The sequence below is a fragment of the Agromyces protaetiae genome, from assembly GCF_030866785.1.
GTDB lineage: Bacteria > Actinomycetota > Actinomycetes > Actinomycetales > Microbacteriaceae > Agromyces > Agromyces silvae.
In genome coordinates, this window is record NZ_CP133018.1 from 3,675,728 (window position 1) to 3,698,136 (window position 22,409).

Consider the following 22,409-nt stretch of genomic DNA (forward strand, 5'->3'; position numbering starts at 1 on the left):
GCCGGCCGGGTCGCATGGTCTCGGGCATCGCGTGCCACCCTAAACGGACTGTCGTGTCCCCTGCAAGGGGGGTGACGAAGAGTTCACCCGACACCCAGGTTCACGGCGGGTTCACTCGACATCCGCTGGATCGGCCTGCCGTCGGCTGAGCCACATGAACGGCACCGCGAGCACCTGGATCGCGCCACTCAGCGCGAGCGACCCCGCATACCCCCAGACGTCGGCCGAGCGCCCGAGCACGGGCTGCACCACCGCACCGCCCGCGCTGCCGAGCAGCGAGTCGAACGACAGCACCGTCGCCCGCTGTTGCGACGGGATCATGCCGTTCAGGTACGCCTGCTGCACGGGCCCCGCCGCGGCGTCGACGAGTCCCCACACCACGAGCAGCACCAGCGCGACCCAGAAGTTCTGGAAGACGCCGAGGGCGACGAGCACGAGGCTGCCGACGACCAGGCTGAGCAGGATCGTCGTCGTGCGGCGCCGGAAGCGGCGGCGCACCCACGGCGCCATCCACCCGCCGATCACCTGCGACCCCGACAGGATCGCGGCCGCGAGCCCGGCGATCGTGTAGGCGCCCTCGTCACCCCAGAGCTCCACGAGATACGGCTGCAGGGCGTAGAACACGTAGAAGCCGACGCCGGACGTGAAAAACGAGGCGAACATGACGTACCGCACCGACGGCCTGCCGAGCCCGTACTTCAGCGAGGCGCGCACGACCTGTTTCGTCGCCTCGATCGGATGCGCGCGCCCGGCCGGTGTGAACCCGAGATCGCGCATGACCAGCGCCGCGACCACGAACATGACCACGAGGATGCCCGCGCGGATCAGGAACGGCACCCCGAGGTTCGTCGCCTGCGCGACGATGCCGCCGAGCAGCGAGCCGGCGAACATCGCCGCACCCGACAGGGCGAGACCGCGGCCGAAGACCCGCTCGAGGTCGCCCTGATACCCCGTCGCGGTGAGCGCGTCGACCAGCCAGGCCTCGACCGCGCCCGAGAAGAACGTGAACCCGAGACCGAGCAGCACCGACACGACCGCCCAGGCCCAGAAGTCCGCCTCGGTGAGCCAGAGCAGGTAATACAGCACGGTCGTGAGCGACAGGGTGATCGTCCCGAGCAGGTACGACACGCGGCGTCCCAGCGTGTCGGCGACGACACCGGTGGGCACCTCGAAGACGAGCATGCCGACCGAGAAGAAGGCGTTCGCGGCGAACGCCTCGAGGTTCGACAACCCCGCATCGAGGAGGAAGAGCGTGTTCACCCCCCAGATGAACGACGCCGCGAGGGTGTTGCCGATGAGCAGCGTGAAGTACACGCCCTGCACCCGGCGCGCGGTGTCGCGCACCGCGCCGGGCGTCCCGCCCGCGGAACTCACGCGAACCACCCTCGTCCGCTCACGCGATCATCATGCTCCGGTCGGCAGGCCTCGGCAACGGATGCCTCGCCGGGGAGTACGCTCCGGATCATGGTGCGTCAGCTCATCCGGGTCGGGATCTTCCTCGCGGGCGCCGCGATCGCGCTGCTGCTCGCGGCGCTGCTCGTTCACGCATTTCACCTGCAGTGGACCGGATTCGTGGTCGCGATCCTCGTGTTCGCGATCGTGCAGGCGGCCATCGAGTGGCTCGTGCGCAGGATCTTCGTCCGGAGCGCGCCCGCCGTGGCGGGCGTCGCGGGTCTGCTGTCGACCTTCCTCGCACTCTGGATCGCGTCGCTGTTCCCCGGAGGGGTGAGCTTCGACGGGGTCGGCGGGTGGATCCTCGCGGCGGTCGTCGTGTGGGTCGTGACGGCGGTGATCGGCTGGCTCGGCACGCGATTCCTGCTGCGCCCGCACGAGCATGGGCAGCATGCGAAGGATCGGCGCTGACGGGTCACGGCTCCATCGCACGGCGGATGTCTCGGGCGGGACGCCCGGCTAGCGTGAACCACGTGACCGTTCCATCTGATCCGACCCGAGTGGAGGCTGATCCGACCCGCATGGACGCCACAGCTTCGCCGGGTGCCGCCGCGCTGGGTGCGGCTGCGCCGGGTGCAGCCGCACCGGGTGCGGCCGCGCCGGCGGCGCCGGCCGTGATCGATGGTGTGGAGTGGGTCCGGCCCGGTCCGACGGCTCGGCAGCGACGCGGCGACCTCTGGCTGGCACTGGTGCTGTTCGGCGGGATGCTGATCAGCTGCCTGCTCTATCGCACGACCGGCGTGGGTGCCGATGCGCCGTTCTGGCAGCAGGTGGTCTGGGCCGCGACGATGTCGCTGCCGCTCGCGTTCCGTCGCATCGCTCCCGAGGTCGTGGTCATCGTCTGCAGCGTCGGGCTCGTCGTCGGCGGCACGACCGGCATCGCCGAGCTGCTCGTCTACAACATCTGCCTGTTCATCGCGGTCTACACCGTGGGGGCCTGGGGCCGCAGCCGTCGGATCGCGCTGGTCGTGCGCGGTCTCGTCGTGCTCGGCATGTTCGCGTGGCTGTTCTGGGGCCTCATCATCTCCTCGAACGCGCCCGACGCCCCCTTCTCGGACGAGGTGACGAGCGGTCCGATCTCGCCCTACGTGGGCTATGCACTCATCAACGTGCTCACCAACGTCCTGTTCTTCGGCGGTGCCTGGTACTTCGGCGACACCGCGTACCGGTCGGCCCGCAGCCGTGCGGCGCTCGAGCAGCGCACCGAGGAGCTCGCCATCGAACGCGAGCGTTCGCGCGACCGGGCCGTGGCGCTCGAACGCCTGCGCATCGCGCGCGAACTGCACGACGTGGTCGCGCACCACGTATCGGTCATCGGCGTGCAGGCCGGCGCGGCGCGGCGCGTGCTGGAGCGCGACCCGGCCCGCGCCGCCGCGTCGCTGTCCGCGATCGAAGAGAGCGCCCGCGAGGCCGTGTCCGAGCTGCACGGGCTGCTCGGCACCCTCAGGCACGGGACGAACGGCGGCGACGAGGCGCATCCGTCGACCGGGCCGGTCGCGGCGGCACCCCACGGGCTCGACGAGCTCGAGGCGCTCGCGGCGGACTCGAGCGCGAACGGTGTGCCCACGACCGTCGCGGTGGTGGGCGAGGCCCGCGAGGCGAGCACAGTGGTCGGGCTCACGGCATACCGGCTCGTGCAGGAGGCGCTGACGAACGTGCGCAAGCACGCCGGCGCCGGAGCGTCCGCCGAGGTGCGTCTGCGCTGGACCGACGATGCGCTCGAGGTCGAGGTGAGCGACACGGGCAGGGGGCGGGCTGACGCGCGGTCGTCCGTCGAACCGTCGGGGCTCGGTCAGGTCGGCATGCATGAGCGCGTGGCCGCGGTCGGCGGCAGGCTCGAGCTCGGCGCCCGCCGCCACGGCGGCTATCTCGTCCGGGCGACCCTGCCCGCACGGCGGAAGGAGATCGCGTGACCGTCCGTATCCTCGTCGTCGACGACCAGGCGCTCGTGCGCGGCGGGTTCCGCACGATCCTCGACTCCGAGCCCGGGCTCGAGGTCGTCGGCGAGGCCGCCGACGGGCATGCGGCGATCGCAGCGGTGGCCGAGTTCGACCCCGACGTCGTGTGCATGGACGTACAGATGCCCGGCATGGACGGGCTCGAGGCTACTCGTCGCATCGTCGCCGGAGGCGGCGATCGGCCCGCCGTGCTCGTGCTCACGACCTTCAACCGCGAGGACTATCTCTTCCAGGCGCTCGAGGCCGGCGCAAGCGGGTTCCTGCTCAAGAACTCGAGCCCCGAGCAGCTCATCGACGCGGTGCAGGTCGTGGCGCGCGGCGACGCACTGCTCTCCCCCGACGTCACGCGCCGCGTCATCCAGGCGGTCTCACGATCGGATGCCTCGGCCCCACGCGCCGGCGAAGCCCCCGAGGGTGCGATCCCTTCTGCCGATCCGGCAGGTTCGCAGCAGAGCGAGCCGGCCGAGCTCGGGACGCTCACCGAGCGCGAGCGCGAGGTGCTCGAGCTGCTCGCGGAGGGCATCTCGAACGGGCAGATCGCCGAGCGCCTGTTCGTCGGCGAGGCGACCGTGAAGACGCACGTGTCCAAGGTGCTCATGAAGCTCGGGCTCCGCGACCGTGTGCACGCCGTGGTCTACGCCTACGAGCACGGCGTCGTCCGCCCGCACGCCTGACCCGGGGCATCCGCCCCGCTTCGCTCCCACGCACCGAGAGGGTTGACGGGGGCAGCATTGCAGGTTAGCGTAAGCGAATCGTTAATTAAGGAGTTACTTACGTGGCGGCGACTGATGAGCTGAGCGCGGTCTTCCACGCACTCGCGGACCCGACGCGGCGCGCGATCGTCTCGCGGCTTCGCGAGGGGGCCGTGACGGTGAGCGAGCTCGCTGAGCCCTTCGCGATGAGCCGGCCCGCGATCTCGCAGCATCTGAAGGTCCTCGAACGGGCCGGACTCATCGAACGCACCGCCGACGCGCAGTGGCGACGGTGCACGCTCCGGACGGCTCCGCTCGACGAGGCATCCGCCTGGGTCGACCGGCACCGCGACGAGTGGAACGAACGCTTCGACCTGCTCGACGAGCGACTCCGCGAACGGAAAGGACCGACCGATGTCTGAGCAGACCGAACACCTCGCCAACGCGGCGCAGCCCGACCAGGGCGAGAAGCAGTTCACCATCACCCGCGTCTTCGATGCGCCGCGCGAACTCGTGTGGCGCGCGTGGACGGACCCCGACGAGGCGCCGTACTGGATGCATCCGCACGGACTCACGACTCCACGGGAGCAGGTCGACTTCGACGTGCGCCCCGGCGGACGCTACCGGTACACCATGGTCACCGCCGACGGTGCGACCTACCCGACCGGTGGCACGTATCGCGAGGTCGTCGAGCCAGCCCGCCTGGTCTTCACCTGGGGGTCGCCCGATGACGCCGACGAGATCATGCCCGTCATCACGATCGACCTCGCCGAACACGGTGAAGACGGACGTCAGACCCGCATGACGTTCCACCTCGACGGCATCGCGGGCGTTCCCGGCGACGACGACGTCTACGACGGGTGGTCGGAGGCACTCGACGAGCTCGACGTGCACGCACGCGACCGCTCGGGTGGGAGCGCCGCCTGATGGGCCGGCTCACCGTCGAACAGATCGTAAGCGTCGACGGCTACGCCGCGGAGCCCGACGGCGGCATGCACTTCGCCGAGGCGGCCGAGACGGGCAACCCGAACGACGCCGATCAACTCGCGTTCCTGCACGACATCGACGCGATCCTGCTCGGTGCGACCACCTACCGTATGTTCGCGGACTACTGGCCGACGGCCGACCCCGCCGTCGAGGTGGTCGCGGAGCCGATCAACCGACTGCCGAAGTTCGTCGCCTCGAACACGCTGACGGATGCCCCGTGGGGCGACACCGGCTCGATCGAGATCCTGCGCGGGGACGCCGCAGACTCGATCGCTGCGCTCAAGAAGCGCTTCGGCCACGTCATCGTGTGGGGCAGCCTTACGCTCGCCGACGCCCTGTTCGAGGCGGACCTCGTGGACACCCTGCGGCTGCGCGTGGTGCCCGCGCTCATCGGCGCCGGCCGCTCGTTCACGCCCGCAACCCTCGGCGAACGCCGCCTCGAACTCGAGCGCGCCGTGCCGTTCGAGAGCGGCCACGTCGGCCTCACGTACCGTCTGACCTGAAACCACCGCGCCCCGATCGATGGGTGACGCCGGGGGGCGTGCGCGACGACTCAGCGCCGAGGGTCGCTCGCCGAGCGGTCGAGTTCATCGGCGGCCGCGGCAGCGCCCGGCGAGAGGCCGGGTGCACCGGCGCTCGCCGTTTCGGAAGCCGGGTCACCGCCGTCGGCGACCCCGTCACCCGTCTCGCTCTCGCCCTCAGCCGGCGCGCCCTGCTGATACTCGGCGGAGAGCAGGCGGTAGGCGCGGCTCGCGAAGGCGAGGATCGCGAGCACGACCATCACCAGACCCGCGAACAGGAAGACGAGCGCGATGCCGCGCGCGTCACCTTCGCCGAGCAGCCAGCCCCAGGTCTGCGCGCCGCCCTCGGACTCCATGTACGGGATGATCCAGAACTCCGCGATCGGCGCGATCAGGAACGCCGTCACGGGCGCAGCCGCCGACTCGACGGCCGCGGCGAACCCGAACACCCGCCCCTGGCGCCTGAAGGTCACAACCTTCTGGATGACGGTCTGCTCGGCCGCCTCGATGATCGGCACGATGGCCATGTACGCCCAGATGCCGAGGCCGTAGAGCACCCACCATTCGCGGATCGTGAACAACGCCCCGAGCAACCCCATGCCGATCACCGCGAGCAACATCGTGCGGATCGGGTTCTTGCCGAGCCCGAACTTCGCGATCGCGAGCCCGCCGATGATGAAGCCCGTCGAGGTCACGCCGAGCACGACACCCCAGATCTCGACCGGGAACAGCGTGAGGCCGTACGGGTCCATGAGCGCCATGTAGACGCCGCCGATGAGGTTGTTGAACGTCGAGAACAGGATCAACGCGAAGAGCCCGGGCGCCGACCGGATCGCGGCGATGCTCCCTCGCAGGTCGATGGCCGGCGCGCGTTCGCCCTCGGGCTCGGGCTTCGGCTCGGGGACGCGCAGGAACAGCAGGTGCACGAGCGCGATGAGCGTGAGCCCGATCGCGATGACGAGGGTCCACCCCATGCCGAGGAGGCCGATCGCGAGCCCGCTGAACACGCTCGTCACCATGAACGCGACGCCCTGGACGGTGCCGACGAGACCGTTCGCGTTCGCGTGCCGGTCGACCGGCACGAGCAGCGTGACCGTCGTCGACAGTGCGATGTTGCGCATGTGCTCGATCACCGCGCCGAACAGGATGATGCCCGAGAACAGCCAGAACCACGGACCGCCGAGATCGAGGAGCGCGGCCTCGGGCTGCACGAGGTAGAGCACGCCGGCGATCACGAACGAGGCGAGCGTGACCACGGTCGAGAAGATCATGACCTGCAGCTTGCGGTGCCGGTCGACGATGGTGCCGAAGATCATGGCGAAGACCGCGATGAACAGCATGTACGCGCCGCCGATGATGCCGGTCGCGAGCACCGAGCGGGTCTCGAGGTACACCCAGAACGTGAGCGCGAACCACAGGAAGCTCGTCGTGACGTTCGCGATGAGGGTGTTGCCGAGGACCTGCAGGAACGTGCGCATGCCGTTCGGCGGCGGCACCACGCCGGTCGCCCCGGCAGCCTGCCCAGCAGCCTGCCCGGCAGCCTCCCCAGCAGCCTGCCCAGCCGACCCGATCGAGCTTTCCTCAGTCACGCGTGCGACGCTACCCACCCCCTCCGACATCCGGAAGAGGCAACCCGCCGCTCCGGCCTCCCCCACGCGGCGGAGCCCGCCGATCGCCCCGAATTCCGTCGCGCGACGGATGCCGCCCGCACCGAGGCATCCGTAGCGTGAGCCCCATGCTGGAACTCGACCATCTCACCAAGCGCTACGGCGACCGGCTCGCGCTCGACGACGTGAGCTTCACCGTCGGCGACGGCCGGCTCACGGGCTTCGTCGGCGGCAACGGCGCAGGCAAGACCACGACCATGCGTATCGCGCTGGGCGTGCTCGCCTCCGACGGCGGCAGCGTCCGGCTCGACGGCGCGCCGATCACCGCGGCCGACCGCCGCCGCTTCGGCTACATGCCCGAGGAGCGCGGACTGTACCCGAAGATGAAGGTCCTCGAGCAGACCGTCTACCTCGCGCGCCTGCACGGCTGGAGCCCCGCGGCAGCCCGCCGCAACGCGACGGACCTGCTCGAGCGGCTCGGGCTCGGCGAGCGCCTGAACGACACCGTCGAGTCGCTCTCGCTGGGCAACCAGCAGCGCGCCCAGATCGCCGCGGCGCTCGTGCACCGGCCCGAGGTGCTGGTGCTCGACGAGCCGTTCTCGGGCCTCGACCCGATGGCCGTCGACACCGTGCAGTCGGTGCTCGCCGACGAGGCCGCGAAGGGCGCGCCCGTGCTGTTCTCGTCGCACCAGCTCGACGTCGTCGAGCGCCTGTGCGACGACCTCGTCATCATCGCCGGCGGCCGCATCCGCGCGGCCGGGTCGCGCGATGCGCTGCGCGAGCAGCACGGCTCCGATCGCTGGGAGCTGCTCACGGCCGGCGACGCCGGCTGGGTGCGCGAGATCCCGGGCGTCACGGTGGTCAGCTTCGACGGCGGCTGGGCGCTCTTCGAGGCCGAGACGGATGCCTCGCGGCAGGCCGTGCTCGCCGAGGCGGTCCGCCGCGGCGACGTGGTGAGCTTCACGCGCGAGCAGACGACGCTCGCCCAGATCTTCCGGGAGGTCGTGCAATGAGCAAGGTCGATCAGCGCGCGCAGCGCGCGTCGAACGAGTGGCGCACGCCGGGCTTCGGCCACGGCGCCGGGCTCGTCGCGGGCCGCGAGGTCTCGACGAAGCTGCGCAGCAAGGCGTTCCTGATCACGACGGGACTGCTCATGCTCGCGGTGCTCGCCTCCGTGATCCTGAGCTCGGTGCTGAGCGGCACCGCGTCGGGGCCGACGAAGGTCGCGGTCGTCGGGGCCGCGTCGAGCGTCGTGACCGAGCCTTCCGGCCTCGAGGCTGTTCCCGCCGACGACCTCGCCGCGGCCGAGCAGTTGCTCCGCGACGAGGAGGTCGACGCGATCGTCGCGCCGACCGACGCGGTCGAGGGCGCGGGGCTCACGGCGGCGTCGCCCGGCAGCCCGGATGCGTCGGCCGCGGGCCTCGACGTGACGGTCATCGGGTTCGATCAGGCGCCGGGCTCGGTTGCGAGCGCGCTGTCGATCCAGCCGGCGACGGCGATCCTCGAGCCCGCGGCGGCCGACCCGCTGCTGGCGTACTTCGTCGCCTTCGGGTTCGGCATCGTGTTCTTCTTCGCCGCGCTCACGTTCGGCGGCACCATCGCGGCATCCGTCGTGGAAGAGAAGCAGACCCGGATCGTCGAGATCCTGCTGTCGACCGTGTCGGCACGGCAGCTGCTCACGGGCAAGGTGCTCGGCAACAGTGTGCTCGCGTTCGGGCAGATCATCGCGATCGCGGCACTCGCGATCCTCGGGCTCGCGGTGACCGGTCAGCGGATCCTGCTCGGCGGGCTCGGCCCGTCGGTGCTGTGGTTCGTGGCGTTCTTCATCGTCGGGTTCATCATGCTCGCTGCGCTGTTCGCGGCGACGGCGGCGACCGTCTCGCGGTCGGAGGACGTCGGCGGCGTGACCACGCCCGTGACGATGCTCGTGATGATCCCGTACTTCCTGATCATCTTCTTCAACGACAACCCGACGGTGCTCACGATCATGAGCTATGTGCCGTTCTCGGCGCCCGTGGGCATGCCCGTGCGCGTCTTCCTCGAGCAGGCCGAGTGGTGGGAGCCGATCCTGTCGCTCGTGATCCTCGCGGCGACCGCGGCGCTTGCGGTGCTCGTCGGCGAGCGCGTGTACCGCAACTCGCTGCTCCGCACCGGCGCGCGCGTGCCATTCCTGCAGGCGCTGCGCGGCTGAGCCCCGCGCGAACCCAGGTCGTTCGTCGGCCCCGCCCGGTTGGGCGGGGCCGACGTTCGTCCCGCCCTAACCCTGTCGTGTCATACTCATATACCAGCCGTGATATGCTGGTAGACCACGACCCCCGTGGAGAGAGAAGCAGGGATATCAAGGATGGGTTCGAAACGAACTGGACGACTGTTGGCAGCGCTCGGCTGCGCCGCCATCGTGAGCCTCGTCGCACCGGTGGCGGCGTACGCCGCCGAAGCGGTGCCGACGGAGTCGGTGGCGACCGTTGAGCCGGCGGACACAGCGGCGTCGGACCAGCCCGCGGAGTCGGCCGAGGCATCGGCCACGGCGGAGGCAGCCGAGCCGCCGACCGCCGAAGCGGAGACGACGTCCGCGGCATTCAGCGAGGTGCCCGGCGCGACAGCCGGCGTCCCGTACCGTCACCAGCTCGTGTTCACCGGCTCGGCGACGACGTTCGTCGCCGAGCACCTGCCCGACTGGCTCAGCATGGACTCGAGCGGTCTCCTGACCGGCACGCCCACTGTGGCGAACGCGGACGGCTCGTTCAAGGTGGCGACCGTCGACCGCAGCACGATGCGCCTCGTCGAGCAATGGATGCCAATCATCGTCGCCGAGCCCGTCCCCGTGTTCACCGGCGAACTGCCGCCGGTGCGCCAGAACGAGCCGTACTCCTATCAGGTTCAGGCTGCTGCTGCGGGCGACCCGTCGCTCACGTTCACGGCGAGCGGGCTTCCCGCCGGCTTCTCGATCACCCCCGGCGGTCTCATCACCAGCGTTCCTCTGGCGAAGCCGGGCAGCTACCCCGTCACGATCACGGCGACCACCAACCAGGTGTCGCCGGTGAGCAGCTCCGTCACCTGGACGCTCATCGTGACCGAACCCGAGAAGCCCGTGATCACCAACTCGTTCCCGCCCGCACAGCAGAACCGGGAGTTCTCTCACCAGGTCGAGTTCACCACTCCCCCGGACACCACGGTCACCATCGCAGCCACCGGCCTGCCGAAGGGGTTCTCGATCAAGCCGAGCGGTCTCATCACCGGGAAGCCGGACATGCGGCCCGGCACCTACCCCGTGACCGTCGAGGCCATGGCGCTGTCCAAGATTCCCGGGCGTGGGCCGGTATTCTCCTCAATCCTCTGGACGCTCATCGTGGCCGAACCCGAGAAGCCGGTGATCACCGGCACGCTGCCGGCCGCACGGCAGAACGTGGCGTTCTCCCACCAGGTGCAGGCGACCGCCCCAGCCGACACCTCGCTCACGTTCACGGCGAGCGGACTCCCCGAGGGGTACGCACTCACCCCAGAAGGCCTCATCACCGGCAAGCCGGACACGAAGCCCGGAAGCTACCCCATCACGATCACCGCCACGACAGTGCCGAACCTGCCCGACCGAGTGCCGGTATCCGCCTCCGTCATCTGGACGCTCATCGTGGCCGAACCCGAGAAGCCGGTGATCACCGGCACGCTGCCGGCCGCGAGTGCTGACGAGCAGTACTTCCACGAAGTGCAGGCGACGGCGCCCGCCGACACGTCGCTCACGTTCACGGCGAGCGGACTGCCGCACGGCTACTCGATCGCACCGAACGGCATCATCACGGGCCCGCACGACGCGAAGCCCGGAAGCTACCCGGTCACGATCACCGCTACGGCGCAGCCCCTCCTTCCCGGCAGGGTGCCGGTGTCGAGCTCGGTCACCTGGACGCTCGTCGTCACCGAGCCCGAGCGCCCGGTGCTCGCAGAACTCGTCCTGCCGGCCGCCGTGCATGACACGCCCTATTCGTATCAGGTCGCTGCGAAGGCGCCGGCCTCACGGCCCTATCTGACATTCACGGCATCAGGGTTGCCCCGAGGGTTCTCGATGACGCCGGACGGCCTCATCTCCGCGAACGCGAATGCCGCCAGGCCAGGGAAGTACCCGGTGACCATCGGGGTCACCGCGGATGTCTCGGGCCGGCCGTCAGTCGAGGGCAAGCCGGTCACGGTGATCCTCGAGGTCCGCGACTTCTGGTGGGACGAGCTCGGCCGCTACCACCGGATCGTCAACGACAGCGACTACAACGACCTCAACGACGAGCGAGTCGTCTCCGGGGACTGCCCGGCTGCGATGTTCCTCGACGTCCGTTCGGGAACCGATGGACGGGCCGTGGGCCAGGGCTTCATCGTGAAGACCGACTCGTGGACCACCGCGTTCAGCCGAACCGGCGTCCTCCGGTACAAGGCGCATCCGGACGGCCGAGCGGCCAGCGGCATGGACCTTCGGGTCACTGCCACCGGTAACCCTGGCGTGTACGTCGAGATGGTGTGCACGGGCGACCCCGCCTACGCCTGGAAGGGCTGACCGCTCCACTCCTGCCACCCACGCCCGACCCGCCGAACCGGCGCCGTGGGTGGCAGGATGGTGCGGTGACCTCGCAGCTCCACGACCCCGGCTTCCGGGGCTTCGCCTCCGACAACTACTCCGGCGTGCACCCCGAGGTGCTCGCGGCCGTCGCGGCCGCGAACGTCGGCCACCAGGTCGCGTACGGCGAGGACGTCTACACGGCCCGCCTGCAGGAGGTGTTCGCCGAGCACTTCGGCGCGGGCGTCGAGGCGTTCCCAGTGTTCAACGGCACGGGCGCGAACGTCACTGGCCTGCAGTCCATGCTGCCGCGCTGGGGCGCGGTCGTCGCGGCCGGCACGGCGCACATCAACACCGACGAGGGCGGGGCTCCCGAACGCGTGGCCGGCATCAAGCTGCTCACCGTGCCGACACCCGACGGCAAGCTCACACCAGAACTCATTGACCGCGAGGCGTGGGGCTGGGGCGACGAACACCGCGCGCAGCCACTCGTGGTGTCGATCACGCAGACCACCGAGCTCGGCACCGCCTACTCGGCCGACGAGATCCGCGCGATCGCCGAGCACGCGCACGGCCTCGGCATGCGCGTGCACCTCGACGGCGCCCGCCTCGCGAACGCCGCAGCCTCGCTCGGCCTGCCGCTCAGCGCCTTCACGCGCGACGCGGGCGTCGACGTCGTGAGCTTCGGCGGCACCAAGAACGGTGCGCTCGGTGCCGAGGCGATCGTGGTGCTCAGCCCCGAGGCATCCGATGGCCTCACCTACCTGCGCAAGCTGAACATGCAGCTCGCGTCCAAGATGCGCTTCGTCTCCGCCCAGCTCATCGCGCTGCTCGAGGGCGACCTGTGGCTGCGGAGCGCATCGCACGCGAACGCCATGGCGCGGCGCCTGCGCGACGCGCTCGACGCGGGCATCGCCGCGGGCGAGCTGCCCGGCCTCGGGTTCACGCAGGCGACGCAGTCGAACGGCGTGTTCGCGACGCTGCCGGCCGGCGTCGCCGACCGGCTGCGCGAGCGCGGCTTCCGGTTCTACGACTGGGACGCCGCACGCGGCGAGGTGCGCTGGATGTGCTCGTTCGACACGACCGAGGCCGACATCGACGCGTTCGTGGCGGGCATCCGCGAGGAGCTCGCGGCGGCCTGACGGGTCTCGATACGCCCGCCGGGCCAGCTCGACGCCTCGACCGACCGGACGCGGAATGTTGTGAGCTTTCATGCGTTGTAATGGAGCGGGACGACGGCGCCCCGGCACCGATCCACCGCACTACGAAAGCTGACGTCAGATGACCCTCGTCACCCAGAACCGCCACGCCGACACGACCGCCCCGCTCCTCGACGCGCTCGTCGCCCGCTGGAGCCCGCGCGCCTACGACCCCACGGCCGACGTGCCGACCGAGACCCTCAAGACCGTGTTCGAGGCGGCCCGCTGGGCGCCGTCGGCCAACAACGTACAGCCCTGGCGCTTCGTCGTCGCCCGCCGCGGCACGGAAGGATTCGCGAAGGTCCACGACGCGCTGCTCGGCTTCAACAAGACGTGGGCAGACTCCGCGGCCGTCCTCGTCGTCAACCTCGCCGAAGTCGTCGACGCCGACGGCAACCCGCGCCCGTGGGCACGGTACGACCTCGGCCAGGCCGTCGCGCACCTCACCGTGCAGGCGCAGCACGAAGGCTTGCACACCCACCAGATGGGCGGCTTCGATACGGCCCGCATCCGCGACGCTTTCGAGCTCGACGACCGGCTCGAGGTCGTGTCGGTGACGGCGATCGGCGTGCTCGGCGACGCCGCGACCCTGCCCGACGCCCTGCGGGAGCGCGAGCACGCCCCGCGCGTGCGCCTGCCCCTCGAGGAGCTCGTGACCGTCGCCGCCTGACACCGCGCGGACCGTCGGTCCAGCTCGAGCATACGACGTCAGTGGATACCACTATCCTGATCACATGACTGCGTCTGAGCTCGCCGACTTCTACGCTGCAGCGCTCGAGGAATGGGAGAATTCCGGCGAGGCCGACCTCTGGGCCGGCGCCGACAGACCCGTCACTGCGGCCGAGCGGGCCGGGTGACCGCTTCGAGGAGCTCGAGCACGTGCCGGTACGAGCGGCCGGTCGCGGTGGTCATGCCGATTTCGCACGTGCGGTTCGCCGACACGTGGTCGTCGAACTCGCGCGCCGTGATCTCCGCGGCTTCGGCCGCGGTCGCGCTCGCGGTGAGCTCGGGATGCAGCAGCCCGCGATCGCCCGCGTACGCGCAGCAGCCCCAGTCGACCGGCTCGTAGACCTCGGCGGCGGCCGCCGCCGCGATCGCCAGCAGGTCGCCGTTCGCGCCCAGCGCGGTCGTCGAGCAGGTCCGGTGCACCGCGACCGATCCGACCCGCTGCACGACCGTGAGCCGGTCGAGCACGCGTTCCCTGACGAACGTCGTCGCATCCACGAAGCGGAGTCGTGGCTCGTCGGCGCTCGCGGCCGCCGCGATCGCCTGCATGGTCTCCAGCCCCTCGGTGCAGGATGCCGCATCGCACACGATCGGCAGCCGGCCGCCGTCGCTCGCCGCGAGCAGCGCGGGGAGCACGCGCTCGGTCATGCTGCGGTACCCGTCGAGGAAGCCCTTCGACTTCCACGGGGTTCCGCAGCACAGCGAGCCCGAGTGCTCGGGGACGACGAGGGCGACCCCCGCGCGTTCGGCGAGCCGGAGGAACGCCGTGGTGGCGCCGACCGGTCGGCCGTCGGCGCCGGCCTCCGGGCCGAACATGGTCCCGATGCATGCGGCGAAGAAGACCGCGTCGGCGGTCGCCGGGTCGCCGCCCGGCTTCGGCCGGGCCGTGCCGCCGCCGGGCAGCGACCCGTCGTAGTGCGGCACGGTGTCGGCGCCGAGCACGGCCCGGCCCACGGTCGTCGCCGCGCGCACGAGCGGGGTCGGCAGTGCCTTCGCGGCATCCAGCGCGACGCCGCCCGCGCGGGTCACCGGACCCCACGTCTTCGCGGCCACCGACCAGCCGGCGGCGAGCAGCGGGTTGCGCTGCTCGGCGCGGAGCCGGCGGACCAGGTCGCCCGTGTTGATATCGACCGGGCAGGCGACCGCGCACATCCCGTCGACCGCGCACGTCTGCACGCCGTCGTAGTCGTAGTCGGCGGCGATCTCCGCGACGAGGTCGTGGTCGCCGGCCGCCTCGGCCGCCTGCAGGTCCCGGCGCAGCGCGATGCGCTGGCGGGGTGTGAGGGTGAGGTCTTTGCTCGGGCAGGTCGGCTCGCAGTACCCGCACTCGACGCAGCGGTCGACCTCGGCCTCGACGGTGGGCACGAGCTTGAGATCGCGCAGGTACGAGCCCGGATCGTCCGAGAGCACGACGCCGGGATTCAGCAGCCCCTCGGGGTCGAAGAGCTGCTTGACCTCGAGCATCATGCCGTACAGCACGTCGCCGTACTGGCGGCGCACGAACGGCGCCATGATGCGCCCCGTCCCGTGCTCGGCCTTCAGCGAACCGCCCTGCGCGAGCACGAGCTCCACGAGGTCGTTCGTGAACCGCTCGTAGCGCGCGAGCAGCACCGGATCCTCGAACCGTTCGTTCAGCAGGAAGTGGATGTTGCCGTCTTTGGCGTGGCCGAAGATGACCGAGTCCTCGTACCCGTGCTCGTCGAACAGCTCGATCAGTCGTTCGCAGGTCGCGAGCAGCCGCTCGACGGGCACGACGATGTCCTCGAGCAGCGCGGTCGTCCCCGACGGGCGCGCGCCGGCCACCGCCGTGTAGAGGCCTTTGCGCACGTGCCAGAGCGCTGCGCGCTCGTCGGCATCGGTCGTGAGCGCCGGTTCGACCGCGAGCGGCAGCGCCGCGAACACCGGCGCCACCGCGCTGCGCGCCACGGCCAGCGCATCGGCATCGCCCGCGTGCACCTCGACGAGCAGTGCCGCGTGCTCGACGACGTCGAGCCCGGCGATCGCGGCCGGCGCGTCGGCCGCGCGCTGCGCGACCCGAAGGGATGCGGCATCCATCAACTCGATCGTCGCGAGGCCCGCCGCGACCAGCGCGGGCAGCGCGGCCGTCGCGTCGTGCAGATCCTCGAAGACGAGCAGGCCGGTCGCGACCGCCGGAAGCACGGGCACGGTCGCGAACTCGGCCTCGGCGACGAACGCGAGCGTGCCCTCGCTGCCGATCACGAGGTGCTCGAGAATGCGGGCCGGGTCGTCGAAGTCGAGGAGGGCGTTCAGCCCGTACCCCATGGTGTTCTTCATCGAGAACAGCCGGCGGACGGTCGCCGCGGACTCCTCGTCGGCGAGGAGCCGGCGGCGCAGGTCGAGCAGGCCGTCGTGCAGGCCGGGTTCGAGCTCCCTGAGGCGCGCGGCGGCATCGGGGGCGGATGTCTCGAGGACGGTGCCGCTCGGCAGCACGATGCGCAGCCCGGTGACCGTGCGATAGCTGTTCTCGGTGATCCCGCAGGCCATGCCGCTGGAGTTGTTGGCGATCACGCCGCCGATCGTGCACGCGATCTCGCTCGCCGGGTCGGGCCCGAGTCTGCGGCCGTGCCTGGCCAAGCGCACGTTCGTCTGCCGCACCGTCGCGCCCGGCTGCACGCGGACCGAGCGGCCGTGCTCACCGACGACGATGCGCCGGAACGCCGACCGGGTGTCGACGAGGACATCGCCCGTGACGCCCTGGCCCGACAGGCTGGTCCCGCCCGAGCGGAACGTCACGGAGCGGCCGGCCGCGCGCGCTGCGGCGAACACGCGGGCCACCGCGCCATCGTCGGCGGGCGTGACGACCACGTCGGGCACCAGCAGGTAGTGGGATGCATCGTGCGCCATCGCGAAACGATCGATCGAGCGCTGCCGGACCGGCGCCGACGCGCCGAGCAGGTCGGGTTCGAGCACGGGCGCGAGCACAGGGGACGTCATCGGCCACTCCTCCAGAATTGTCTGACAAGTACACTGTACTGGCAGCTTGGAGCCGGCGGGGTACGCTCGGACCGACGAAGGGGGAGGCCGGTGGCGGGGGTTCAGGTGGTGGGCGTGGTCGACGCGGTCGCCGCAGCGCTCCGGAGCGCGGTGCTCGACGGCGAGCTGTCGTCCGGAGCATCCGTCACCGAGGCATCCGTCGCGACCCGTTTCGAGGTCGCGAGGCCGAGTGCGAAGGCCGCGATCGAGAAGCTGGTCGCCGACGGCCTGCTGGTCCGCAGCGCACACCGCTCGGCGCGGGTCCGGAGTCTCGACGCCGACGCCGTCCTCGACGTGTACGCGACCCGCCGGCGCATCGAGGAGGCGGCCCTCCGCGAGCTCGCGGCCTCGCGCGCCGTGCCCGAGGCCGCGGCCGACGCACAACGCGAGATCGGCGAGCACCTCGGCGGGTCGAGCGTGGACATCGTCGACCCCGACATGCGATTCCACTCCGCGCTCGTCGACGCCATCGGCAGCGAGCGCACGAGCCGCGCCTATGCCGCGCTCGTCGACGAGGTGCGGCTCTGCATGGTGCAGGTGCAGGGGCGCCGGCTCGTGTCGGTCGACGCGATCCTCGCGGAGCATGCGCGCATCCTCGACCACCTGGCGGCCGGTGACGCCGACGCGGCGGCGACCGAGCTCGCCGGGCACCTCGGCCGTGCTGGCCGCCGCCTCGCCGACGCGATGCGAGCCTGAGCCCAGACGGCTCCCCGACGCGCACACGGGGGCCGCGGATGCATCCGCGGCCCCCGTGTCACCGGCCCGGAGCCGGCTGCGATCGCTCAGCCCTTGGTCGCACCCGCCGTGAGGCCCGACACGATGTACTTCTGCGTGAACAGCGCGATGACCATGATCGGCAGCGTCACGATCACCGCCGCGGCCATCAGCCCGCCCCAGTCGATGCTCGCGTAGCCGACGAAGTCGAAGATCGCGACCGGCAGCGTCTTCGTGCTCGCACCGGAGAGCACCAGCGCGAACATGAAATTGTTCCAGGCGAAGATGAACGACAGGATGCCCGCCGTCGCGACGCCGGGCATCGACAGCGGCAGCGTGATCCGCAGGAACGCACCGATGGGCGTCAGGCCGTCGACCTGTGCCGCCTCCTCGAGCTCCTCGGGCATCGACTGGAAGTACGACATCATGATGTAGAGGATCAGCGGCAACGACACGAACATCATCGACAGGATGAGCACGGCGAAGCTGCCGACGAGCCGCATCTGCGAGAACACGATGTACCACGGCACCAGCAGGCTCACGCCGGGGATGATGCGCGCGAGGAGCACCGCCATCGCCGACTTGCCCATCACGAACCGGCTCATGCTGTACGCGGCCGGCACGGCGAGCACCAGCGAGAGCACCGTCGCGACGAAGGCGACGAAGAACGAGTTCCAGATGAATGCGCCGTAATTGGCCTGCCCGAAGACCGTGCCGTAGTTGGCGAGCGTCGGCACGAAGCTGAACATCTTCGAGGGGTCGTAGATGTCGACGTTGGTCTTGAAGCTCGCCAGCACCATCCAGAGGATCGGTGCGACGAACGTCACGATCACGGCCACGAGTCCGACCGTGCGGCCGACCGACGGCCAGGGGAACCGCTTGCGTCGCGCCTCCCGGGGCACGGTCACGCTGCGCGTGCTGTCTGTCTCGGCCGAGCCGCCCGCCGGCGGCAGGGTCAGGTTGCGGGTGCTCAATTGTTCACCGCCTTCTTGCGCAGGGACATGACCCAGATCAAGCCGATGATCATCAGGAAGAAGATGATCAGCACCGCCGAGGACTGCCCGTACCGGTTGTAGTCGAAGCTGAGCCCGTACGCGTAGATGTTGAGCGTCTCGACCTCGTGGAACGAGCCGCCGCCCTTGCCCTTGGTCGCGTACAGGATGTCGAACGTCTTCAGCGCGTCGATCCCGCGCAGGATGACCGCGGCCGCGATGGTCGGCGCGAGCAGGGGGAGCGTCACGAACCACAGCCGCTGCCACCAGTTGGCGCCGTCGACGCGTGCGGCCTCGTCGGGCTCCTCGGGCAGCGCCGTGAGGCCCGCGAGGATGATGAGCGTGACCATCGGCGTCCACTGCCACACGTCGACGAAGATCAGGGTGCTGAGTGCCGTGTCGGGGCTGCTCAACCAGGGCTGCGCGGGAATCCCGAACCAGCCCAGGAACTCGTTGGCGAACCCGATGCTCGGCTCGAAGATGAGCCGCCACATCATGCCGATCGCGACGGGCGTCGCGACCAGCGGGAGCAGGATGGCGACCCGCACCCATTTCTCGCCCTTGAAGGGCTTCCAGAGCAGGAGGGCGATCGCGATGCCGAGCACGACCTCGAAGATGAGCGCCCCGCCCGTGAAGTACACGGTGCGCCCGACTGCCGGCCAGAACCGTTCGGTATCGGTGAGGATGTTCAGGTAGTTCTCGAACCCGATGAAGTCGAACGGCGCCCGCACGGACCCCCTCGAGTTCGTGAGACTGAGGACCAGCGTCCAGGCGAGGGGGAAGATCAGCAGCAGCGCGATGAAGATCATCGCCGGTGCCGCGAACACCCACTTCCGGCGCTTGTTCACCCAGCGCGAGTACTTCTCCCACGCGCCGACGTCGTGCTGTGTAGCCGTGCTCACGGGTCACCTCCTTCGGTGAGGGCGAGCCGGTGGGTCGCGGGGTGCCGGCCCACCGGCTCGGATGCGATGTCGTTACTGGTTCTCGTCGTCGAGGAAGGCCTGGAACTTCTCCTCGGCGCTCTCGGCCGCACCGGCCACGTCGCCGCCGGTGATGCCCACGACGATCGGGTCGCCGACGATCTCACGCGCCTCAGCGACGTTGACGACCTGCGGCCGGTCGTAGCCGACGCCGTTCTCGGCGTTGGCGTTGATCGCCTCGGCGAGCGCGGGCGGGAAGCTGGCCGTGCCGGCCGGGTCGGCCCAGACCGAGGAACGGGCGCCGGGCACGCCCTCCGACTGGGTCGCGAGCACCGTGTCGAAGCTCGTGGCCCATTCGATGAACTGCCACGCGTTGTCCTGGTTCGGCGAGTCGGCGTTGATGCCGAGCGCCCAGGCGGGGATCGAGTAGGGCTTCGAACCAGCCGGGCCCTCGGGGAACGGTGCGTAGCCGAGCTTGTCGGAGACCGTCGAGTTCTCGGGCAGCGCCATGTTCTGGTACAGGCTGCTCGCGTCGGTGTAGAACGCCGCCTGACCCTGGGCGAAGATGGCGGATGCCTCGGCCCAGTTCATGTCGGTGCTGACGTTCTCGGGTCCGTAGTTGTTGATGAGGCCGCCGTAGTACTCGTAGGCCTCGACCGCCTCGGGCGAGTTGACCGTGGCGGTGTCGCCGTCGGCGAAGTCGCCGCCGAAGCTGAACAGGTAGCTCGAGAACTGCGTGACCGCAGCGGACTTGCCCGTTCGCGCGATGAAGCCCGCGGTGCCCGGGTTCGCCTCGGAGATGACCTTGGCGGCGTTCTCGAGCTCGTCGAGGGTGGTCGGCACCTCGAGGCCGGCCTGCTCGAGCAGGTCGGTGCGGTAGTAGAGCACCTCAGACTCGGTGATGAGCGGCACCCCGACGACGGTGTCCTCGTAGCTGGTGGCCTCGGCGGGGCCGGCCTGGAAGTCGCTCCAGTCCCACTCCTCGGCGCCCTCGGCGCGGTCGGTGAGATCCGCGAGGTAGCCGTTCTGCGCGAAGAGCTTGCCCTCCTGCAGCGGCCGGTACATCATGACGTCGATCTCGTCGGTACCCGCATTGAGCTTCACGTTGTACTGGTCGGAGAGCTGGTCCTCGCCGAGCTGCGTCAGCTCGACGGTGAGCCCCGTCTCTTCCTCGAACTCGGGGATCTTGTCCTTGATGATGTCGGTCCACACGTGGTTCGCCAGGGTCACACGAAGGACGTCGGAGCTCTCACCCCCTCCACCGGCGCAGCCGGCGAGCGCGCCGACCGTCAGTACACCCACTGCCAGTGCGGCAGCCTTCAGTCCCACTCGATGCGTCATCGCATCTCCTCTCGGTGATCGCGCTACTTCGCGCGGCCTTGGTGCGGCCGTATGATTACTCTAATAATTCATACTAGTCGTGCAAGCGCGACACAAGACGGACGAAGGAGTTCCATGGAGATCGATCTGCGCGGGAAGGTCGCCATCGTCACGGGAGTCGGCCGGGGTATCGGCCGTGAGATCGTGAGCACGCTGGCTCGCGAGGGCGTGACCACGGTCTCGGTGGACGTGAGCGTGGCCGACCTCGAGGCGACCGGCGAACTGCTCGACGGCCTCGGCGCGACGCACCGCGAACTCGTCTGCGACATCCGGGACAGCGCACGCGTCGCCGAGGTGGTCGCCGAGGTCGAACGCGATTTCGGACGCATCGACATCCTCGTGAACAATGCCGGCGTCGTCGGCAACGGTCCGATCGACACACTCGACGAGGCGACCTGGGACTTCGTGCACGACGTGAACCTCAAGGGCACCTTCCTCATGTGCCGCGCGGTGCTGCCGGTCATGAAGCGGCAACGATCGGGCCGGATCCTGAACGCGGCATCCTTCGCCGCAATCTCGCCGATCTACGCGAGCGGCGCCTACGCATCGTCCAAGATCGCCGTGGCGCACTTCACCAGGGCGCTCGCCGGTGAGGTCGGCCCGTGGAACATCACGGCGAACGCCTACGCACCCGGCATGGTCCCGACCGCGATGAACCACTTCGACGAGCTCCCGCAGGCCGAGCAGGACCGGCTGCTCGACACCCTCACCCTGCGCCGGTGGGGCGCGAAAACGGACATCGCCAGCCTGATTTGCTTCCTGTCCTCCGAGCTTGCGGGGTACATCACCGGTACGCTCATCGATATCAGCGGAGGCAAGCTCGCCACGCAAGTCCCCCGACTCGCCTACGAGGCCGCCGCAGCCGCCGGCGAATACGAGTTCGCGGCACTCGAATGACGGGAGGCTGGACGGTGGCGGACCTCAGGGGCGGCAACACCGCGCGATACCGGTCGAGAATCGGCACCGGTCTCTACGCCCATGTCGTCGACGTGCTCGGCCAGGAGATCATCGACGGGGACATCCCCGTCGGCACCATCCTCTACGCCGACCAGCTGTGCGAGCGACTGTCGGTCTCGCGGTCGGTCGTGCGCGAGGGCATCCGCACCCTCAGCTCGATGGGCCTCGTCGAGGCGCGCCCGCAGGTGGGCACGCGCGTGCTCCCGGCGAGCAGCTGGGATCTGCTCAACCCGTACGTCGTCAAATGGCGCGGCCAGGGCCCCGGCTACATCGACCAGATGAAGCAGCTGCTCGAGCTGCGCCTCGGGCTCGAGCACGCCGCCGCCGGCCTGTCGGCGAAACGGTTGCCGCCCGAGCTCGCCGAGGAGATGCTCACGCGCGCGATCGAGATGCGCGAGGCCTACCGCAGTGGTGACATCCGCACCTTCTTCGAAGCCGACGAGACCTTCCACCGGATCATGCTCGAGGGCACGCAGAACGCCGTGATCGCCCAGCTCGCCGACACGATCGGCGTCACGCTGCACCTGCGCGGCCAGGACACCCGCCCGGGGATGGTCGACATGACGGCCGAAGCGGTCGAGTCACACGTGCGCCTCGCCGAGGCACTGGTCGCGCGGGATGCCGAGCGCGCCCAGGCGTCGGCGCTCGAGCTCGTCCAGCTGACGCTCGCCGAGTTCGAGCAGACCCATACGCGGATCCGCGTGCAGTAGACGGGGGCCGAAGACACGGACGAGGGTGCGCGCCCAGCGGCTCGCACCCTCGTCTCGGTCGTC

At 70.1% G+C, this 22,409-nt stretch carries 21 protein-coding genes; 15 read left to right on the top strand and 6 right to left on the bottom strand.

Annotated features, from left to right (window positions below; all coding sequences use genetic code 11):
• Positions 1-111 precede the first annotated feature (111 nt).
• Positions 112-1,344 carry an MFS transporter gene (locus QU602_RS16790; RefSeq protein ID WP_308800214.1) on the bottom strand — a complete coding sequence of 411 codons (1,233 nt, stop codon included), beginning with the start codon at positions 1,342-1,344 and terminating at the stop codon, positions 112-114.
• Positions 1,345-1,464: 120 nt separating this feature from the next.
• On the opposite strand from QU602_RS16790, the gene QU602_RS16795 reads away from it, so the two are divergent.
• The 6 genes from QU602_RS16795 (at position 1,465) to QU602_RS16820 (ending at position 5,592) form a co-directional block, all read left to right on the top strand.
• Positions 1,465-1,863, top strand: a complete 399-nt coding sequence (locus QU602_RS16795; protein WP_308797597.1) for a phage holin family protein — start codon at positions 1,465-1,467, stop codon at positions 1,861-1,863.
• 62 nt (positions 1,864-1,925) lie between these two features.
• Positions 1,926-3,365: a sensor histidine kinase gene (locus QU602_RS16800; RefSeq protein WP_308797598.1), complete on the top strand. Its 1,440-nt coding sequence runs from the start codon at positions 1,926-1,928 to the stop codon at positions 3,363-3,365.
• Complete coding sequence (locus QU602_RS16805) at positions 3,362-4,084, top strand: response regulator transcription factor (RefSeq protein WP_308797599.1); 723 nt, start codon at positions 3,362-3,364, stop codon at positions 4,082-4,084. Before QU602_RS16800 ends, QU602_RS16805 begins: the two co-directional genes overlap by 4 nt.
• 101 nt (positions 4,085-4,185) lie before the next feature.
• On the top strand, positions 4,186-4,524 hold the full coding sequence (locus QU602_RS16810; protein ID WP_308797600.1) for an ArsR/SmtB family transcription factor: 339 nt from the start codon (positions 4,186-4,188) through the stop codon (positions 4,522-4,524).
• Complete coding sequence (locus QU602_RS16815) at positions 4,517-5,029, top strand: SRPBCC family protein (protein ID WP_308797601.1); 513 nt, start codon at positions 4,517-4,519, stop codon at positions 5,027-5,029. Before QU602_RS16810 ends, QU602_RS16815 begins: the two co-directional genes overlap by 8 nt.
• Positions 5,029-5,592, top strand: coding sequence for a dihydrofolate reductase family protein (locus tag QU602_RS16820; protein WP_308797602.1), 564 nt, complete (start codon positions 5,029-5,031; stop codon positions 5,590-5,592). The genes QU602_RS16815 and QU602_RS16820 overlap by 1 nt, the downstream gene beginning before the upstream one ends.
• Before the next feature lie 50 nt (positions 5,593-5,642).
• Here QU602_RS16820 and QU602_RS16825 read toward each other — a convergent pair whose 3' ends face one another.
• Positions 5,643-7,088, bottom strand: coding sequence for an MFS transporter (locus tag QU602_RS16825; RefSeq protein WP_308800216.1), 1,446 nt, complete (start codon positions 7,086-7,088; stop codon positions 5,643-5,645).
• Positions 7,089-7,345: 257 nt separating this feature from the next.
• Here QU602_RS16825 and QU602_RS16830 point away from each other — a divergent pair, with 257 nt between their 5' ends.
• From QU602_RS16830 to QU602_RS16855, 6 genes are all read left to right on the top strand, one after another.
• Entirely contained in the window at positions 7,346-8,230 is an 885-nt protein-coding gene (locus tag QU602_RS16830) for an ABC transporter ATP-binding protein (protein WP_308797603.1), read from the top strand.
• The gene (locus QU602_RS16835) at positions 8,227-9,408 is read left to right on the top strand and encodes an ABC transporter permease (protein ID WP_308797604.1); all 1,182 of its coding nucleotides are present in this window, start codon (positions 8,227-8,229) and stop codon (positions 9,406-9,408) included. The genes QU602_RS16830 and QU602_RS16835 overlap by 4 nt, the downstream gene beginning before the upstream one ends.
• A gap of 153 nt (positions 9,409-9,561) precedes the next feature.
• Positions 9,562-11,754 (top strand): putative Ig domain-containing protein, encoded by a 2,193-nt coding sequence (locus tag QU602_RS16840; protein WP_308797605.1) that lies wholly within the window; start codon positions 9,562-9,564, stop codon positions 11,752-11,754.
• Positions 11,755-11,819: 65 nt separating this feature from the next.
• Complete coding sequence (locus tag QU602_RS16845; RefSeq protein WP_308797606.1) at positions 11,820-12,896, top strand: threonine aldolase family protein; 1,077 nt, start codon at positions 11,820-11,822, stop codon at positions 12,894-12,896.
• 139 nt (positions 12,897-13,035) lie between these two features.
• Positions 13,036-13,623 (top strand): nitroreductase family protein, encoded by a 588-nt coding sequence (locus QU602_RS16850; RefSeq protein WP_308797607.1) that lies wholly within the window; start codon positions 13,036-13,038, stop codon positions 13,621-13,623.
• A 64-nt stretch (positions 13,624-13,687) separates the two neighbouring features.
• Positions 13,688-13,810 carry a hypothetical protein gene (locus QU602_RS16855; RefSeq protein ID WP_308797608.1) on the top strand — a complete coding sequence of 41 codons (123 nt, stop codon included), beginning with the start codon at positions 13,688-13,690 and terminating at the stop codon, positions 13,808-13,810.
• Here the strand turns inward: QU602_RS16855 and QU602_RS16860 are convergent.
• A complete protein-coding gene (locus QU602_RS16860; RefSeq protein WP_308797609.1) occupies positions 13,785-16,634 on the bottom strand; it encodes an FAD-binding and (Fe-S)-binding domain-containing protein in 2,850 nt (949 codons plus the stop codon). The genes QU602_RS16855 and QU602_RS16860 overlap by 26 nt on opposite strands.
• A gap of 90 nt (positions 16,635-16,724) precedes the next feature.
• Between QU602_RS16860 and QU602_RS16865 the strand changes: the two genes are divergently transcribed.
• The gene (locus QU602_RS16865) at positions 16,725-17,369 is read left to right on the top strand and encodes a GntR family transcriptional regulator (protein WP_308797610.1); all 645 of its coding nucleotides are present in this window, start codon (positions 16,725-16,727) and stop codon (positions 17,367-17,369) included.
• Positions 17,370-17,455: 86 nt separating this feature from the next.
• Here the strand turns inward: QU602_RS16865 and QU602_RS16870 are convergent, their stop codons facing one another.
• The 3 genes from QU602_RS16870 to QU602_RS16880 form a co-directional block, all read right to left on the bottom strand.
• Positions 17,456-18,361: a carbohydrate ABC transporter permease gene (locus QU602_RS16870; protein ID WP_308797611.1), complete on the bottom strand. Its 906-nt coding sequence runs from the start codon at positions 18,359-18,361 to the stop codon at positions 17,456-17,458.
• Positions 18,358-19,281 carry a carbohydrate ABC transporter permease gene (locus tag QU602_RS16875; RefSeq protein ID WP_308797612.1) on the bottom strand — a complete coding sequence of 308 codons (924 nt, stop codon included), beginning with the start codon at positions 19,279-19,281 and terminating at the stop codon, positions 18,358-18,360. The genes QU602_RS16870 and QU602_RS16875 overlap by 4 nt, the downstream gene beginning before the upstream one ends.
• A gap of 72 nt (positions 19,282-19,353) precedes the next feature.
• Positions 19,354-20,640: an ABC transporter substrate-binding protein gene (locus tag QU602_RS16880; protein ID WP_308797613.1), complete on the bottom strand. Its 1,287-nt coding sequence runs from the start codon at positions 20,638-20,640 to the stop codon at positions 19,354-19,356.
• A gap of 114 nt (positions 20,641-20,754) precedes the next feature.
• On the opposite strand from QU602_RS16880, the gene QU602_RS16885 reads away from it, so the two are divergent.
• The gene (locus tag QU602_RS16885; protein ID WP_308797614.1) at positions 20,755-21,576 is read left to right on the top strand and encodes an SDR family NAD(P)-dependent oxidoreductase; all 822 of its coding nucleotides are present in this window, start codon (positions 20,755-20,757) and stop codon (positions 21,574-21,576) included.
• Between the two features lie 14 nt (positions 21,577-21,590).
• Positions 21,591-22,346: a FadR/GntR family transcriptional regulator gene (locus QU602_RS16890; RefSeq protein ID WP_308797615.1), complete on the top strand. Its 756-nt coding sequence runs from the start codon at positions 21,591-21,593 to the stop codon at positions 22,344-22,346.
• The last annotated feature ends 63 nt before the right edge of the window (positions 22,347-22,409 follow it).